At 54.1% G+C, this 14,629-nt stretch carries 14 protein-coding genes; 9 read left to right on the top strand and 5 right to left on the bottom strand.

What is annotated here, in order from left to right; translation table 11 throughout:
- Positions 1–229: 229 nt before the first annotated feature.
- Positions 230–1,180 carry a DUF4365 domain-containing protein gene (locus tag H6F67_RS10210; protein ID WP_190765959.1) on the top strand — a complete coding sequence of 317 codons (951 nt, stop codon included), beginning with the start codon at positions 230–232 and terminating at the stop codon, positions 1,178–1,180.
- A 194-nt stretch (positions 1,181–1,374) separates the two neighbouring features.
- Here the strand turns inward: H6F67_RS10210 and H6F67_RS10215 are convergent, their stop codons facing one another.
- Complete coding sequence (locus H6F67_RS10215) at positions 1,375–3,723, bottom strand: tetratricopeptide repeat protein (protein ID WP_190765960.1); 2,349 nt, start codon at positions 3,721–3,723, stop codon at positions 1,375–1,377.
- A 190-nt stretch (positions 3,724–3,913) separates the two neighbouring features.
- Between H6F67_RS10215 and H6F67_RS10220 the strand changes: the two genes are divergently transcribed.
- The gene (locus tag H6F67_RS10220; protein WP_190765961.1) at positions 3,914–4,573 is read left to right on the top strand and encodes an FHA domain-containing protein; all 660 of its coding nucleotides are present in this window, start codon (positions 3,914–3,916) and stop codon (positions 4,571–4,573) included.
- A gap of 1 nt (position 4,574) precedes the next feature.
- On the opposite strand, the gene murD is transcribed toward H6F67_RS10220, so the two are convergent.
- Entirely contained in the window at positions 4,575–5,930 is a 1,356-nt protein-coding gene (murD, locus tag H6F67_RS10225; protein ID WP_190766211.1) for a UDP-N-acetylmuramoyl-L-alanine--D-glutamate ligase, read from the bottom strand.
- A gap of 163 nt (positions 5,931–6,093) precedes the next feature.
- Complete coding sequence (locus H6F67_RS10230) at positions 6,094–7,095, bottom strand: ABC transporter ATP-binding protein (protein ID WP_190765963.1); 1,002 nt, start codon at positions 7,093–7,095, stop codon at positions 6,094–6,096.
- Between the two features lie 94 nt (positions 7,096–7,189).
- Between H6F67_RS10230 and H6F67_RS10235 the strand changes: the two genes are divergently transcribed.
- A complete protein-coding gene (locus tag H6F67_RS10235; protein ID WP_190765965.1) occupies positions 7,190–7,369 on the top strand; it encodes a hypothetical protein in 180 nt (59 codons plus the stop codon).
- Positions 7,362–8,291, top strand: coding sequence for an NAD(P)H-dependent glycerol-3-phosphate dehydrogenase (locus tag H6F67_RS10240; RefSeq protein WP_199304343.1), 930 nt, complete (start codon positions 7,362–7,364; stop codon positions 8,289–8,291). Before H6F67_RS10235 ends, H6F67_RS10240 begins: the two co-directional genes overlap by 8 nt.
- Positions 8,292–8,472: 181 nt before the next feature.
- Here H6F67_RS10240 and H6F67_RS10245 read toward each other — a convergent pair whose 3' ends face one another.
- Positions 8,473–9,432 carry a protochlorophyllide reductase gene (locus H6F67_RS10245; protein ID WP_199304344.1) on the bottom strand — a complete coding sequence of 320 codons (960 nt, stop codon included), beginning with the start codon at positions 9,430–9,432 and terminating at the stop codon, positions 8,473–8,475.
- A 195-nt stretch (positions 9,433–9,627) separates the two neighbouring features.
- Between H6F67_RS10245 and H6F67_RS10250 the strand changes: the two genes are divergently transcribed.
- The 5 genes from H6F67_RS10250 (at position 9,628) to H6F67_RS10270 (ending at position 13,745) form a co-directional block, all read left to right on the top strand.
- Entirely contained in the window at positions 9,628–10,377 is a 750-nt protein-coding gene (locus tag H6F67_RS10250; protein ID WP_190765969.1) for an RNA methyltransferase, read from the top strand.
- 141 nt (positions 10,378–10,518) lie between these two features.
- Positions 10,519–11,997 carry a serine hydrolase gene (locus H6F67_RS10255; protein ID WP_190765971.1) on the top strand — a complete coding sequence of 493 codons (1,479 nt, stop codon included), beginning with the start codon at positions 10,519–10,521 and terminating at the stop codon, positions 11,995–11,997.
- Positions 11,998–12,086: 89 nt separating this feature from the next.
- The gene (gene rpsP / locus H6F67_RS10260) at positions 12,087–12,377 is read left to right on the top strand and encodes a 30S ribosomal protein S16 (RefSeq protein ID WP_190765973.1); all 291 of its coding nucleotides are present in this window, start codon (positions 12,087–12,089) and stop codon (positions 12,375–12,377) included.
- Entirely contained in the window at positions 12,319–12,771 is a 453-nt protein-coding gene (locus H6F67_RS10265; RefSeq protein WP_190766231.1) for a KH domain-containing protein, read from the top strand. Before rpsP ends, H6F67_RS10265 begins: the two co-directional genes overlap by 59 nt.
- Positions 12,768–13,745: a PhoH family protein gene (locus H6F67_RS10270; RefSeq protein ID WP_190765975.1), complete on the top strand. Its 978-nt coding sequence runs from the start codon at positions 12,768–12,770 to the stop codon at positions 13,743–13,745. Before H6F67_RS10265 ends, H6F67_RS10270 begins: the two co-directional genes overlap by 4 nt.
- A 151-nt stretch (positions 13,746–13,896) precedes the next feature.
- On the opposite strand, the gene H6F67_RS10275 is transcribed toward H6F67_RS10270, so the two are convergent.
- A complete protein-coding gene (locus H6F67_RS10275; protein ID WP_190765977.1) occupies positions 13,897–14,622 on the bottom strand; it encodes a CsgG/HfaB family protein in 726 nt (241 codons plus the stop codon).
- Positions 14,623–14,629: the final 7 nt, after the last annotated feature.

The following is a 14,629-nucleotide window of genomic DNA, read 5'->3' on the forward strand; positions in this document are numbered from 1 at the left end:
TATGTGGGTTACTTTGAATAAACTGTTCGAGCGTTTCCATTGTCTGAGAGGGTAGAGTTTGAGGCACACCCTCAGCCTACCATTTGTTCACATCCTATTTAGGCTGCCTGTATACGGAAACATTCTGCCTAATAACTTGTTAGACAGCCAAAATTAATCCTACTGCTCATGTCTATTTCCTTCTCTAAATAGCTGGTGGGTTAAGATTGAAAAAATCTCTAGTATCGTCATGACCAAGTTACCTAAACGTTCTAAATCGCAAAAGATTGGGGTAAGTGCTGCTGATCTCCTCAGTTCTGTTTTTGTCGAGTTTTGCAACGTTATTCCTGTCCCTCAAGAGAGAGACCTCGGTATCGACTTCATCTGTGAAATCATGCGGGGAGAACACCCAACTGGGAAATTATTCAATATTCAATGTAAAGGAAAAGAAGAAGCCAAAGTAGAAGGTGATTCAATCACAATTCCCATCAAAGTCACAACTCTCAATTATTGGCTTCTTCAACCAAATCCAACATTCTTAATTGTTGTTGATAGCAAAAATGGTTTATTTTACTGGTCTTTTCCTCAAGACTTTCTCGGTTCACTCAATAGGAATTGGCAAGAACAGAATACAGTATCAATTCCAGTTCCTGTTCAGAATTGCTTCGAGCAAGATATAAATGATTTGCCCACTCAATTAGTTTCAATAGTTAATTCACACGCATCAGCTACTCCTCGAAATGGCGATTATCTCGAAACGTTAACACTTGGAGATGCCATAAATAGGGCTACTGACTACGGATTGTATGTTCTGAGAACACCCTTTCATCGTCCTTTTCAGTATGTGGGAATGTCTATTGCAGATGCGGCAAGCGCCGTTGGTGGTCAACCCAATAAAGTTGGCAATATCATCGTTGAGTTTGATCAAGCCCATATGCTATTAGAGGCAGAAGGAAATTTTGTGAATTATGTAGATATTGAACTAAAAAAGACTGCACCTTGGAGTCAGAGCCGCCCGTTTAATTCTGCGGCAATTTTAGGAGTACTTAGTATTAACCCATCCGAGTTGGAATTAGCTCGTAAACAGACACACTTTCACACCTACTATGACCATAAGAGAAGATTAAAGATTGGTGTATCTTGTCAGTATGAGGGCGCACCGCTATCTGTAGGATTTGGCAGCAAGTATTACAGGGCTTGAAGGGAGCAATCAAGGCAATTCTGTTTTGTCGTATTGTAGCCCAAGTAGTTCGGATTGTTTACTCCAGGTTGGGAGGTGGCACTGTCTAACAATCCCGTTGCACACCGACCGTTGCGAGTCTTTTCGTTGAGTTTGAGAGGTTACTAGCGGCGGGTGAACGGGGTCGTTACAGCCCGATCGCCCCCAGCAACCCTCTAACCCCGAATCTCTGACATCCGATCGCTTGCGCCGAGCACTCGTTGCGATCGTCGCCAAGCCCGGACTGCTTTTTGGGCGTTGCTTTTTTGGCCGCGATCGACAAAGCCATCAGCGGCAATTTCCAGGTCAGCGATCGCGCGGTCGTGATTGCCAAACTGCTGATGCGTCGTGCCGCGATAGTAGTAGGCCGCAGCCACAGTCGGCGCGAGGCAAACGGCAGCATCAAAATCGCTCAGAGCGCGGCGGAAATCTTGCTGCTGCTGATAGGCAAGCCCGCGATAGAAATAAGCGATCGCGCTGGGCTGCACCTGGATCGATCGCGTGTAGTCGGCGATCGCTTCGGTGAAATTTCCCGCTTCGACATGCAGCCAAGCCCGATTGCAGTAGGGCGCGATTTGCTGCGGGTCATGCTGGAGGGATAGGTGAAAATCCGACAGTGCGCCTTCGCGATCGCCCAAGTCGTAGCGCACCACACCGCGATGGTTGAGCGTGATCGCATCGTGGGGTTGCCTGTGCAAAACATGCGTGTAGTCAGCGATCGCGCCTGCTTTGTCGCCCAGGTCGGCTCGCGTCACGGCACGATTCCAGTAGGCAGGGAGGTCGTCTGAAGATAAGTGGGGCTGCTCAAACCGCGAGATTAGCTGTTCAATGACGGCGCGATCGGTTGTGCAGAGCTTCAGTTGCAGTTCACCCAAAATTGTTTGCATCGCCAGCGCTTCGGCAATTCCCAAGGCCGCAAACGCGCGATCGCATACCAAAAAATTTTCTGCTGTTCCCAAAATTTGGAACCGGAGGCGATCGCCATGTTGCCGCTTCAGGGCAAGCAATCGATCGAGCGTGGCTTGCAGTTCCGGGCGCAGTCCTGCTGCTGACCAGCCGCGCACCAGCGGCGTAAGCAGGCGCGGATCTTCGCGATCGCTTTGGTGACACCAGCCTAAATCCAGCCGTCCGCCGCGCAGCAAAAACGCTTCGAGTCGTTCGACAATTTGGCTGTCAAGTTCAGGTTTTGACCAAGGAAAAATCAGAATTAGGCGATGCTGCGCTTGGGCGATCGCCTGTTCGAGAATCGATCGACTGCCCGCGTCGCCAACAGTAGGCACATCCGCCACCAGCCGATATCCGGGTGCGTGAAATTGCAGTTGGGCATTCACGCTTTGAAACTGCTGGTTCAGCAGGCGACGAATTTGCTTTTTCAGCAGCGTCATGTCGGTGCTGAGATTGCGCTGGATTTGTCTTTGCAGCGCGATCGCATCAAGTGGCGGCGCGGATGGCTGCGAGTCTACAGAGCGCTGCTGCATCAAAAGCTGCGTCGCTTCTTGAACGGATGTAAGCTGCGATCGCAGATGCGCCAAATAGCTGCTGACCAGCATTTGCACCTGCGCGTGAATGTTCATCGTTGGCTTCGGATCGGCTACGTCCAACGCTTGCGGCAAATCGCTCAAGTGCTGCCGAAACTCGATCGCTGCTGCCTCGATCGCGGCGATCGTCTGTCGCTGATGGTCTTGCTGCTGGTGCAGATCGCGCACTTGGCGCGTCAGGCTGCTCAACTCGCGCTTGGGCGCAAGATCCGCCACGATACGCACCAGTTCCCCAACTTCCTGCTTGAGCGACGTGGCATCAACGGGCGGCGGCAATTTTTGAAACTGGCGATGAACACTGGCAATTTGGTCTTGCAGCAGGCTCAGCGTCGGCTTAGTGGTGCTGTTGAGTTCCTGCAAGTGTGCTTGAATTTGATTCACCTGATCGCGCGTTTGGGCGATCGCGGCGTCCAAATGTTCAATCCGATTCGAGTTGGTCATCCGCTGAAGCTGGTAGCTGACCTGCGCCACTGAATCAAACAGATGGGCATACTGTTCGCGCATCTGTCGCATTTCTGGCCGCAGCGATCGCAAATTCTGCTGCTCGATCGCTTCAATTCGCTGCTGCAAGTCTTGCTGCACATTCGCTAAATCACTGGACAAATGCTCTAGCACTTCGCGATTTTTCAGCAAGAGCGATCGCCGCAAACTGCTCACCGTTTCGACGGTCGGCAGCGAATGCACCTGATGCGTCAGCAGAGCAAGATGGCGTGTCAGCTTGTGATCGAGTTCGGCGATCGCCGTGCTGGTGTTGCGATTTTGCTGTTCTTCGAGCCGCTTGCGGTTGGCAATGTTCAGCAGCACCAAGGCCGAGAGGGGGGCAGAGGTGTAGAGAAACTGAGCAGAAAGGGTCGTAAAAAAGGAAACGATCGAGCCAACACCCAATCCAACCAGCGAAGCGAATTCGGCAAAATCCAACCAGTGACGCTGTTTCAAAATGCTGCCCCCGTGCAGTCCTGCGGTCGGCCAAGAAGTTCCTATATCCATCTTTCGATCGCCCCGGCCTAAATCAGGAAAGCCTGAACGTGAAGTGAGGGGTTGGAGCGAAGGCGGCGATCGATCGCCTTTTGCCAACGCTTGTCTAACCTCTATCTCCTGATCCCTTCCTTAGGGCGAGTGTTTTCACGAATTTTTTCGGCTAGAATGGTCAGCATCATTTCTTTTTTCCAACGCCCCTTTGGACACCTCTGACGATAGAGAACTTAGTCAGCGCTTAGATGTGTATCAAGCGTTCCTCAAGCTCTATGAGCATCGTCGGGGACTGCTTGATGAACTGCTTGACCTGGAGAACGCAACCAATGCGCTGCTGCTAGAGCAAAAGCTGTTCTACATTCAAGGATTGATCGAGGGCGATCGCGTCCAGCTCATCACGAATCTGATCAACGATCAAACACAAATCTTAACGCAGCCACAAAACATCTGGACGATCGGGCGCGATAGCCGTCAGGTCGGAATTCCGCTGCAAGATAAGCGCCTGTCGCGCTGTCATGCTGCCATTCGCTACATCAAAGACAAAGGGTTTTATCTAGCCGACCTCAACAGCAGCAACGGTAGTTTCATCAATGGCGATCGCATTCACGAAGCGCGTCGCTTGCAACAAGGCGATCAAATTCGCTTGGGCGGCTCAACAATCGTATTTTTCACAGGCAGCACGCACCGAGATTTGCCTGCGGTTTCTGCCGATCTAATCGATCGCATCGAAACGGTTCCGATCGATGCGACCTCGCCGCCCGATGCAGAAGTGCCAAGCCGCGCTTTGTCTCACGCTGAAAGCGTGTTGCCACCCGATAGAACACTGCTGATCTCCCGCAGTGCCAAATCATCCGAGTCTGGCTAGCTCACAACGCCAAGCACAACTCGCGGAAGCGATCGCCCCGCTGCTCAAAGCTTTGAAACTGATCAAAACTTGCACAGGCCGGAGAGAGCAAAACGACATTGGCCTGATGCTGCTTGGCAAGCTCAGCGGCTCTTGGAACGGCATTTTCTAGCGTTTCCACTTTTTCATAAGTTGAGTAGCCGATCTGAGTGAGGCGATCGCCAAACGCTGCCGCCGCACTGCCGATCAGCAAAACCGCAGCGGCTTTTTGCTCAATTTTGGTAAGCCAAGCGCGATCGTCTCCGGCTTTCGCTTCTCCACCCGCAATCAAAATGACCGGAGCCGTCACCGCTGACAGACCCACTTCTGCCGCATCGTAGTTGGTGGCTTTGCTGTCGTTGATGAACTCCACGCCATCCCGGATGCAGATGCGCTCCAGTCGATGCGGTACGCCAGGGAAGGATTCGATCGCGCTGGCGATCGCTCCCGCCTCAATGCCCGCCAATTTTGCCGTTGCCACCGCCATCAGCAAGTTTTGCTGGTTGTGCGTCCCGACCATCTTCAGCGCATCAGCAGGCAAAATTTTTTCTTCATCAAACCAAACCCAGCCGCATTCAATGTACGCACCGCGCCCAGAGGAGGCGAAGCCATCGCCCACCAGTCCACCGCGCTCCTGAACACTCGTCCAGCAGGCCTTCGGCCAGCGAGCGGCCAATGCCTGCCGCAAATATGGATCGTCCCCGTTCAATACGATTTCAGCCGACTGGTTAATCAGTTTCGCCTTAATCGCAAAGTAGTTTTCCAGCGTGTAGTGGCGGCTGAGATGGTCGGGCGTGAAGGTTGTCCACACACCAATGCGCGGCTTGAGGGTGGAGGATGATTCGATCTGGTAGCTGCTGACTTCGGCAATGATCCAGTCAGGGCGATCGTCTGCCAAAGCGACTTCACAAGCCGCATACCCAATGTTGCCGCAGGCGGGCGCGTTGAAGCCCGCTGCTTGAAAGATTGCGGCAATTAAAGCGGTCGTCGTGGTTTTGCCATTCGTTCCCGTAATGCCGACCCAGGGAATATCAGAAAGCGATCGCCATGCCAGTTCCATCTCACCGATCGTTTCGATGTTGCGATCGCGAGCTTCCACCAAGGCAGGCAAATCCCAAGGCACACCCGGACTCACGACAATTTGCTGAAAATCTGCATTCGGCGTGAAGCTGTGGCCGAGCAGAACCGTGATTCCTTCGGATTCGAGCGTTTGCTGAATCGGGATCAAACTGGGGGAGGCGTTGCGATCGCTCACCGTCACGTTCCAACCCTGTCGCTTCAGCAATCGCGCTGCGGCAATTCCTGATTTTCCCAATCCCACCACGCAAGCATTCGGCATCATTTCAAACCACGCAACCCTCAACGAAGTCATCATCTTACCGCGCTAGCATGGTCAACGTTTGCGGAAAGGCGATCGCCCAAACGACAAATACAGGCTGCAATTTCCAAAGTTAAAAAGACGCAAGCGATCGCAACACCAGCAACGCCGCTCAGTTCTAGATTTATTGACTCGCTGTAATGCCGCGCTGACGAAGCTGCTGCACAAAAAATTCTTCGAGCGTCGGGCGTGACAAATTCATTGCGGCAAGCTGAGCGTTCATGAAGCGCAACGTGGCGAGAAAATCTTGCGGATCGCCTTTCAGATGGCCGTACCAATAGCCATCTTGAAACTGCAAATCGGGAATCCACTGTTGCAGCACATCGGCACTGCCGCCGTGCACTTTCACCTGATATAAATCTGCTGCTCCCAACAGGTCAGAAATTGAGCCGACGCATAGAAGTTCACCGAGGGCAAGAATCGCGACGCGATCGCAAATCTGCTCGACATCGGACAGCACGTGGCTATTAAAAAATACCGTTTTGCCTTGCGATTTGAGTGAGGCAATAATTTCGCGAATCTGATAGCGTCCGAGCGGATCAAGGCCGGACATCGGTTCGTCGAGAAAGACAACTTCAGGATCGTTAATCAGGGCTTGCGCCATGCCGATGCGCTGAAGCATTCCCTTGGAATAGCGGCGCAATTGCTTTTTGCGGGCGGCAGACTGCGCGAGTCCAACCAGATCCAGCAGTTCCGCGATGCGGCGTTGGGCAACATCAGCAGGAATTTGAAACAGTCCGGCTGTGTACTGCAAAAATTCCCATCCGGTCAGGTAGTCGTAAAAGTAGGCATTTTCGGGCAGATAGCCGACGCGCTGGCGAACAATGCGCCCGGAGGAGGCGAAGCCCGCGCCCACAGGTTTTCCCAACAGCATCGCTTCTCCCGCAGTGGGACGAATGATCCCCAGCAGCAATTTTAATAGCGTGGTTTTTCCGGCTCCGTTGGGTCCCAACAGTCCAAACGTTTCGCCCTGATGCACTTGCAGCGTACAGCTTTTCAGCGGCGTGACTTTCTGATTGAGCCAAAATCCGGTGCGATATTGCTTTTGCAAATTTTGCGTTTGCACAACGATCGATCGATCGAACATCGATAAAGCTGCCGGAGAGGAAGATTGTGCGGTATCCATGTTACTAGGCCAACGTCACGCTTGAGTTATTCCCGATTTTGCCGAGTTTTATGTCACTGTAAAACAAGAACAGGTTAAGAATTGAGACGTGCATATGGATCGCTCAAAAATCGTTGCGATTGTCACAGGTGCGATCGCGCTGCTGCTCGGAATTGCCTATTTGATCGTCGTGCAGTTCCTTGATTTTCGCGGCGAAATGCTGCCTGCTCCGATTAGTCAATCCGCTGTGATTGTGATGGCTCAAATTCTTGAAAGCGCGATCGATCTTGGCTAAACCGCTCATCGTCACGGTTTTGGGCGCGGGCGCGTGGGGATCAGTTCTCGCCATGCAGCCTGCACAGCTTGGTCACACCGTTCGATTATGGTCGCGACGGGGGGAACTGACGCTGGCCGATGCAGTTGATGCGGCAGATGTAATCGTGTCTGCCATTTCAATGAAAGGCTTGCCCGAAGTGGTGGCGCAGGTGCAGGCGTTGCCGCTGAGCGATCGCGCCATTCTGGTCAGTGCGACCAAAGGACTTGATGCCGCCACGACCTTGACCCCGACACAGATTTGGCGACAGGCATTTCCCAATCAAGCGATCGCCGTTCTCTCTGGCCCCAATTTGTCGCAGGAAATTCAGCAGGGTTTGCCCGCCGCAACGGTTGTTGCCAGCACGAATGCCGAAGCTGCCGCCACTGTTCAGCGCGTCTTTGCTTCCGATCGCTTCCGCGTCTACACGAACAGCGATCCCTTGGGAACGGAGTTGGGCGGCACGTTGAAGAACGTGATTGCGATCGCGTCGGGCGTGTGCGACGGCTTGCAGTTGGGCACGAATGCCAAAGCCGCGCTGATTACTCGCGCTCTGGCCGAAATGATTCGGATCGGAACGCATCTGGGCGCAAAGCCAGAAACGTTTTTTGGACTGTCGGGCTTGGGCGATCTGTTGGCAACCTGCAACAGTTCACTCAGCCGCAACTATCAAGTTGGATTTGGGCTGGCGCAGGGGCGATCGCTCTCCGCAATTCTCACCAACCTGCAAGGCACAGCCGAAGGCGTCAACACGACAAACGTGCTGGTGAAGCTGGCCGATCGCCAAGGCATTCCAATTCCCGTTTCCTATCAGGTGTATCGCCTGCTGAACGGCAAAATTACGCCGAAAGCCGCACTGGAAGCGTTGATGGAGCGGGATTTGAAGTCGGAGGCGATCGGCTAGGGTGTGTTTTCAAAGCTTCTGGTGAATCGCATGGCCGTTGGTTGATCCCCCTGTCCCCATAACAAGGGGGACTTTGAGGATGACTCCCTCCTTGTTATGGGGTGGGGAGGATCAAAGGGTTTGAAAACACACACTATGGGGCGATCGAATGCCAATCGCTTGACATCCGAATTGCTCAAGCCTAAGTCAAGCCCACCAGTTTCGCGCTCAGATCCCACATTCGTTCGCCTTTGGCATCGTCACGCGCCTGCGGAGAAACCCGCTGCACAAAGGATTTGCCTTCTTTTTTCTGACGGTTGCCCCAGCTTAGGTACGCGCCAGACTGACGGTATTCCGGGTCGGCAACAACAGCAGCAACGCGATCGCCCGCCAATTCCTGCGACACATAGCCGCCTGTGATGTTTTTTTGGAACCAGGGGAAAATCTTTTGAAACAGCGGGTAGTGATTGCGAAATAGCGGCGTGTCCGCAACGCAACCGGGATAGAGCGAACTGAAGGTTATTCCGGTTGATTCGTGATAGCGGCGATGCAGTTCGCGCATCGTTAAAATGTTGCAAACCTTGCTGTCTTTGTAGGCTTTGACTGGCTCAAACTTTTTGCCATTTGCCATTGAAATCGGCGGCTTAAATCCGGCTTCAAAGCCTTCAAAATTGCCCAAATCCGGCTGGGGTGGAATTTTGCCGCCCAGTTCATCCGGGTTGTGGGTGACGGTTCCCAAAATGACGAGACGGCGATCGCTGGCAGGCGAATTTTTCAAATCTTCCAGCATCAAATTACACAGCAGAAAATGACCGAGATGATTCGTCGTCATTGTCAGTTCATAGCCTTCGGGCGATCGCAGCGGCTCTTTGATCAGCGGCATATAAATTGCGGCGTTGCAAACCAAGGCATCAAGCGATCGACCCGTCGCCCGAAAATCTTGAACGAACTGGCGGACGCTGTCCAACGACCCTAGATCAATTTTCATGATCGTGTAGCTGTCAGGCGTCATCCCAACCGATTTGGCGGCGTTCTCGGCTTTTGGCAAATCTCGACAGGCCATCACCACGTGCCAGCCTCGCTGCGCCAGCGCTTTCGCCGCATACAGCCCAACGCCCGACGATGCTCCGGTGACGACGACTGTTGATTTTTGTGTACCCATCTTAAAGTTGTGTTCCATTCGCGTTGACTATCTTTATGCTCTCACACGGCGATCGCTTCGATCGCTAATTTTTCTCAAGGTTCTCGCTTGCAATGCATCGATCAAACGTCGTAATTCATGTTAGGAAATGTTAAGTTTCTTGTAGCTACTGGATTGTTGAAACTTGACTTTTTGATTTTTCCGTCTACTCTTTTGATGTCTATTTTGTCTGCCATTCGGATTGTCTTAGTCGAACCTGCGGGCGCGTTGAACGTCGGTTCGATCGCCCGCATCATGAAAAATATGGGTTTGCAGCAGCTTGTCCTCGTTGATCCCCACTGCGATCCGCTAGGGGCTGAAGCACGGCAGATGGCCGTTCACGCGATCGACATTCTCGAAGCCGCGATCTGCGTCGAGACAATCCCGGATGCGCTGCAAGGGTGCGATCGCGCCATTGCCACAACCGGACGCGATCAGGCAATCGAGAGCGTGTTAGAGTCACCGCGCCAAAGTTTGCCCTGGCTGTTGCAGGTGCGATCGCCCCATCAGGCCGCCTTGATCTTTGGGCCGGAAGACCGAGGCTTGAACAATGCAGAACTGCACTATGCCCAGCGCTTGCTTCGGATTCCCTCCAGTCCGAACTATCCTTCTCTGAATTTGGCGCAGGCAGTGGCGGTGTGCTGCTATGAACTTTATTTAATGGCGATCGATCCCCAGCTTCCCGCGCCGGAAACGGCTGAGCGAGCGGCGATCGAATCGATTGAAGCCTTTTACGATCAGCTTGAAACGGTTTTGCTGCAAATTGGCTATCTGTATCCGCACACGGCGCAAAGTCGAATGGAAAAGTTTCGCCGCCTGTTCAATCGATCGCAGTTGTCAGCGGCAGAAGTCGCGATGCTGCGGGGAATTTTGCGCCAGATGGCTTGGTTTGTGAGTCGGGATCAATCTCCAGATGATTCTCGGTAAGAAATTTTTTGCGATCGCACATTGGCAAATCTAGTGTAGATATCGTAGAATTTGCGGCGACACAGATGGCAGGGCAACGCTACCCGTAGCGCAACTGACTTCAGCTACATCCCATCACTCTCGATCGCGGAGGCGAACTTCATGCAGGAGGCAAATCAATCATCGCGGCTGGCACGGAGACGGCGAATTGCTCAGCGACAACCTGCGGCAGCCCGTCCGACCGCAGAATCCAAGCTACTCAAGCCCGCAGCCTTTGCGCGTCGCTCTGATCCATCTGTCGCGCCGCGCTCGCGCCAGCTTCCCAGCACTGAGCGCGAAGCGCTGCCGGAACGGACTCGTGGCGTCCCCACAGGGTTTGGCTCCAGTGAACCGCGCCGCCTGCGATCGATTGAACCAACTCCACCTACCCGCGAAGCGCTTAAAGAAAGAATTCGCCGCCGCCAAGCTCGCCATGCCGCCGTTCCTGCTGAATCTGCCCGCAAGTCGCGCCGTGCTCGCCGCAAAGCGTCGCCGCTGACGTATCTGGTGCGTCTGTTGATTTTGGGCGTGGGCGTCGGGGCGATCGCCGGAACGCTCATTTCTGTTCTTGATCCGGCACTGCGGCAGGATGTGACGCAGGCAGCGCGATCGGCCACGCTCAATTCTCCGGTTGCCACCGAAGGTCAGCCTGTCCGAGTGGCAATGTCTCCGGTCGCGCTTCCAACCGGACAGCCGATGACTCGGTTGCAAAACTCGATCGAATCGCTCACGTCCGGCTACACAGGGTTGACTCCTGGTGTTTTCGTCCTTGACATCGAAACAGGCGACTATCTTGATCTGAACGGCTCGTCGATGTTTGCCTCGGCCAGCATGATCAAAATGCCAATCTTGATTGCGCTGCTGCAAGACGTGGATGCGGGCAAAATTCGGCTCGATGAATCGTTGACGATGAAGCAGGCCGATGTCGCAACCGGATCGGGCGATATGCAGTATCAAGAAGTCGGATCGCGCTACAGCGTGTTAGAAACCGCGACCAAGATGATCGTGATCAGCGACAACACAGCCACCAACATGCTGATCGCTCGACTCGGCGGAATCGAACTGCTCAATCAGCGTTTCCGCCAGTGGGGACTGACCAACACAGCGCTGCGAAATCTGCTGCCCGACCTGACCGGAACCAACACCACCACGCCCAAAGAACTTGCAGAACTGCTCGCCCGCATCAGTCAGGGCGATCTATTGTCGATGCAGTCTCGCGATCGTCTCTTCTCGATCATGCTGAAGACCGAGACCGATACGCTGCTGCCAACGGGAATCGGTCAAGGTGCAACGATCGCCCACAAGACCGGAGACATCGGCTCGATGGTCGGCGATGTCGGCTTGATCGACACGCCGCAGGGCAAGCGCTACATTGCCACTGTGATGGTGCAGCGTCCGCGCAACGATCCGCGCGCTCAAGAGCTGATTCGCCAAATTTCCAAAGCGACTTACGAATTCGTGACAAAGCCGCAAACACAAGCGATCGAAAGCGAAACGGTGCAGCCTGCTCCGGATGCCGCTGCTGCCGATGATGCAGCTATGCCCAGCGATGCGGAAGCGCCCAGCGATCAACCCGCTAATGCGGACACACCGACCCGCTAGCCGTTGGGGTTGATTGAACAAGTGGCGCGATCGCCATGTTATGATTAGTTGTTCAACTGCAATTTCTGCAAGCTACACTCACGATCGGCATGATTAAACTGCGATTAAAGCGATTCGGTAAAAAGCGCGAGGTCAGCTACCGCGTTGTAGCCGTCAACAGCACTTCCCGTCGAGATGGCCGCCCGCTCGAAGAATTGGGTTTCTACAATCCCCGCACCGATGAAATTCGCCTGGATGTCGAAGGCATTCAACGCCGACTTTCCCAAGGCGCACAGCCAACCGACACCGTTCGCGATTTGCTGCGGAAGCAAAACATTCTGGGTGGAACTGGACAAGCCGCGCCAGCCACCGAACCTGCCGCCGAACCTGCTCAAGCATAATTTGTTTGTGACCGATCATCCTGCTACGGAAGCCTCGCCCGATTATGCGGGGCTAGTGCGCTTTCTCATTGCGCCGTTTCTTGAATCAGCCGACGCGCTTAAGGTGGACTGTGAAATTGCCCCCCGCCCGCGCCGAGTGCTGGTTCGATTGGCCTTTGAAGGCGAAGACAAAGGCCGCGTTTTTGGTCGTGGCGGGCGCAACATTCAAGCCGTCCGCACGGTGCTTCAGGCCGTCGCGCAAACGGTTGGCTATACGGCGCATCTCGACATTTACGGAGCGCAAAGCGATCGACCTCAGAGTGAATCAGCAGGACGACCGCGATCGACCTCCGGCAATGGCGGTGTGTCGCCCGATCGCCCGCGTCGTCCACCGCGCCCACGTCCCCCAGCGTGACGACCAGCACGACGATCGACCTGCAAAGCGCTGAGGCGGCAATGGCGCTTGCGGGTCAGCAAGAAAGCAATCTCAAACAAATCGCGAGACAAACAGGCGCAACGCTCGTCCTGCGCGGTCAAGAACTGCTGATCAGCGGCACGGAAAAGCAGGTGGATTTGTGTGTGCGACTGGTGCGATCGCTCAAGCCTTTCTGGAGTCAGGGCAAACCAGTTACGAATCCCGACATCGCCACCGCACGGCAGGCACTCGACACCGATCGCCAAGACGAACTGCAAGACTTGCAGCGCGACGTGATCGCCCGAACTCGGCGCGGCGAAGACATCCGCGCCAAAACGTTTCGCCAGCGGCAGTATATCCAGGCCATTCGGACGCACGATCTAACCTTTTGCATTGGGCCAGCCGGAACGGGAAAAACGTTTTTGGCGGCGATCGTCGCGGTTCAAGCTTTGCTCAGCAATCAGTACGAACGCTTGATTTTGACCCGTCCTGCTGTCGAAGCAGGCGAACGCTTGGGCTTTCTTCCGGGCGATCTTCAGCAAAAGGTGAATCCCTATTTGCGTCCGCTCTACGATGCGCTGTATGAAATGCTCGATGCGGAAAAAGTGCCGAGCCTGATGGAGCGCGGCGTAATCGAAGTTGCGCCCTTGGCCTACATGCGCGGTCGGACGTTGAGCAATGCGTTTGTGATTCTGGATGAAGCCCAAAATACAACGCCTGCTCAGATGAAAATGGTGCTGACGCGCTTGGGATCGAATTCGCGCATGGTGGTAACGGGCGATCTGACGCAGACGGATTTGCCACCCAATCAAGCTTCGGGGCTGGCGATCGCAGAACGCATTCTCCGTCGCGTTGAGGGCATTGCCTTCTGTCAGCTCACCAAGGCCGATGTCGTTCGCCATCCGCTCGTCCAGCGCATCGTTGCCGCCTACGAGGACTACGAAAAACCGCCAGAACCCCGTCGCGATCGCTAGCAAATAATTTCACAAACAAGTGAAATTCGATTGAATGTTTTTGATTTCAATCGAGGCGAATCGCTGCTTTGATCAGAATCGATTGTTCAAACGAATGCCGACTGCGATATGCGATCCCAGTCGGCACAAACCCTGCTTGTGATGCTGCGGTCTACCGTTGCTCGGTCAAGCGAACCACGAGGGCATCAACGGCCTGTTCCGCCGCTTCACTCAGCAGGCGATCGGTGCTACTTGCGTCCGATCCCGATGTCACCAGACCGCCCAGCGAGAAGTTATTTCCTCGCTCCTCCGCTTCTCCAGACCCTTCGGCAACGGCCAGAATCTCGGCAGTGGTAGTGTCGATCATCCGGGCATTGACTTCAACTTCAGCCAGATACCGTCTTCTGGAGTTGCCGATTCCCAAAATTGAAAGACCCGATCGCCGCTCTTCAACATTGAAGCGCGTCACAGAACCGACAATCACTGCATCCACGCCCAAGATCCGTCCAATTTCGGCAGCGGTGGAGGCATCAATCCGTCCGGATGCGCCTAAATTTTGCTCTCGCAACACTGCTGCAATTTGGCTGCGTTCGATGATCGAAAATGTGCCGTTTTGCACCATGCGATTCGTGAGCAAATCGCTGATTCCCTGTCCGGGACCGCCGCCGCTGGCAAAACTGTAGGCTCCGCCTGTTAATCCGGTGGTGGCAAAGTCAAAGTCGAGGATGGCAACGCGAAGCCGCTGCTGAGTGGAAGCCTGAGCCACCGTTTGTTCAACCGCAACCGCCGCAGTTGCGACAAGCAGGGGAGAAGCCAGAACAGACAGCAGCAAAACACCCTGAGCGAGATAGACGAGTCGGGATTGTTTGAGCGATTTCATGTTAGGAATTAACTCCATTGTGGTG

The organism is Microcoleus sp. FACHB-1515, from assembly GCF_014696105.1.
Lineage (GTDB): Bacteria > Cyanobacteriota > Cyanobacteriia > Elainellales > Elainellaceae > JAAUTJ01.

What these genes read in the sequence shown, in the direction of transcription:
- H6F67_RS10210 (WP_190765959.1), top strand. Translation starts at nt 230, where the DNA reads ATGACCAAGTTACCTAAACGTTCTAAATCGCAAAAGATTGGGGTAAGT.
- H6F67_RS10215 (WP_190765960.1), bottom strand. Translation starts at nt 3,723, where the DNA reads ATGGATATAGGAACTTCTTGGCCGACCGCAGGACTGCACGGGGGCAGC.
- murD (WP_190766211.1), bottom strand. Translation starts at nt 5,930, where the DNA reads ATGCCGAATGCTTGCGTGGTGGGATTGGGAAAATCAGGAATTGCCGCA.
- H6F67_RS10230 (WP_190765963.1), bottom strand. Translation starts at nt 7,095, where the DNA reads ATGGATACCGCACAATCTTCCTCTCCGGCAGCTTTATCGATGTTCGAT.
- H6F67_RS10235 (WP_190765965.1), top strand. Translation starts at nt 7,190, where the DNA reads ATGGATCGCTCAAAAATCGTTGCGATTGTCACAGGTGCGATCGCGCTG.
- H6F67_RS10245 (WP_199304344.1), bottom strand. Translation starts at nt 9,432, where the DNA reads ATGGGTACACAAAAATCAACAGTCGTCGTCACCGGAGCATCGTCGGGC.
- H6F67_RS10250 (WP_190765969.1), top strand. Translation starts at nt 9,628, where the DNA reads ATGTCTATTTTGTCTGCCATTCGGATTGTCTTAGTCGAACCTGCGGGC.
- H6F67_RS10255 (WP_190765971.1), top strand. Translation starts at nt 10,519, where the DNA reads ATGCAGGAGGCAAATCAATCATCGCGGCTGGCACGGAGACGGCGAATT.
- rpsP (WP_190765973.1), top strand. Translation starts at nt 12,087, where the DNA reads ATGATTAAACTGCGATTAAAGCGATTCGGTAAAAAGCGCGAGGTCAGC.
- H6F67_RS10275 (WP_190765977.1), bottom strand. Translation starts at nt 14,622, where the DNA reads ATGGAGTTAATTCCTAACATGAAATCGCTCAAACAATCCCGACTCGTC.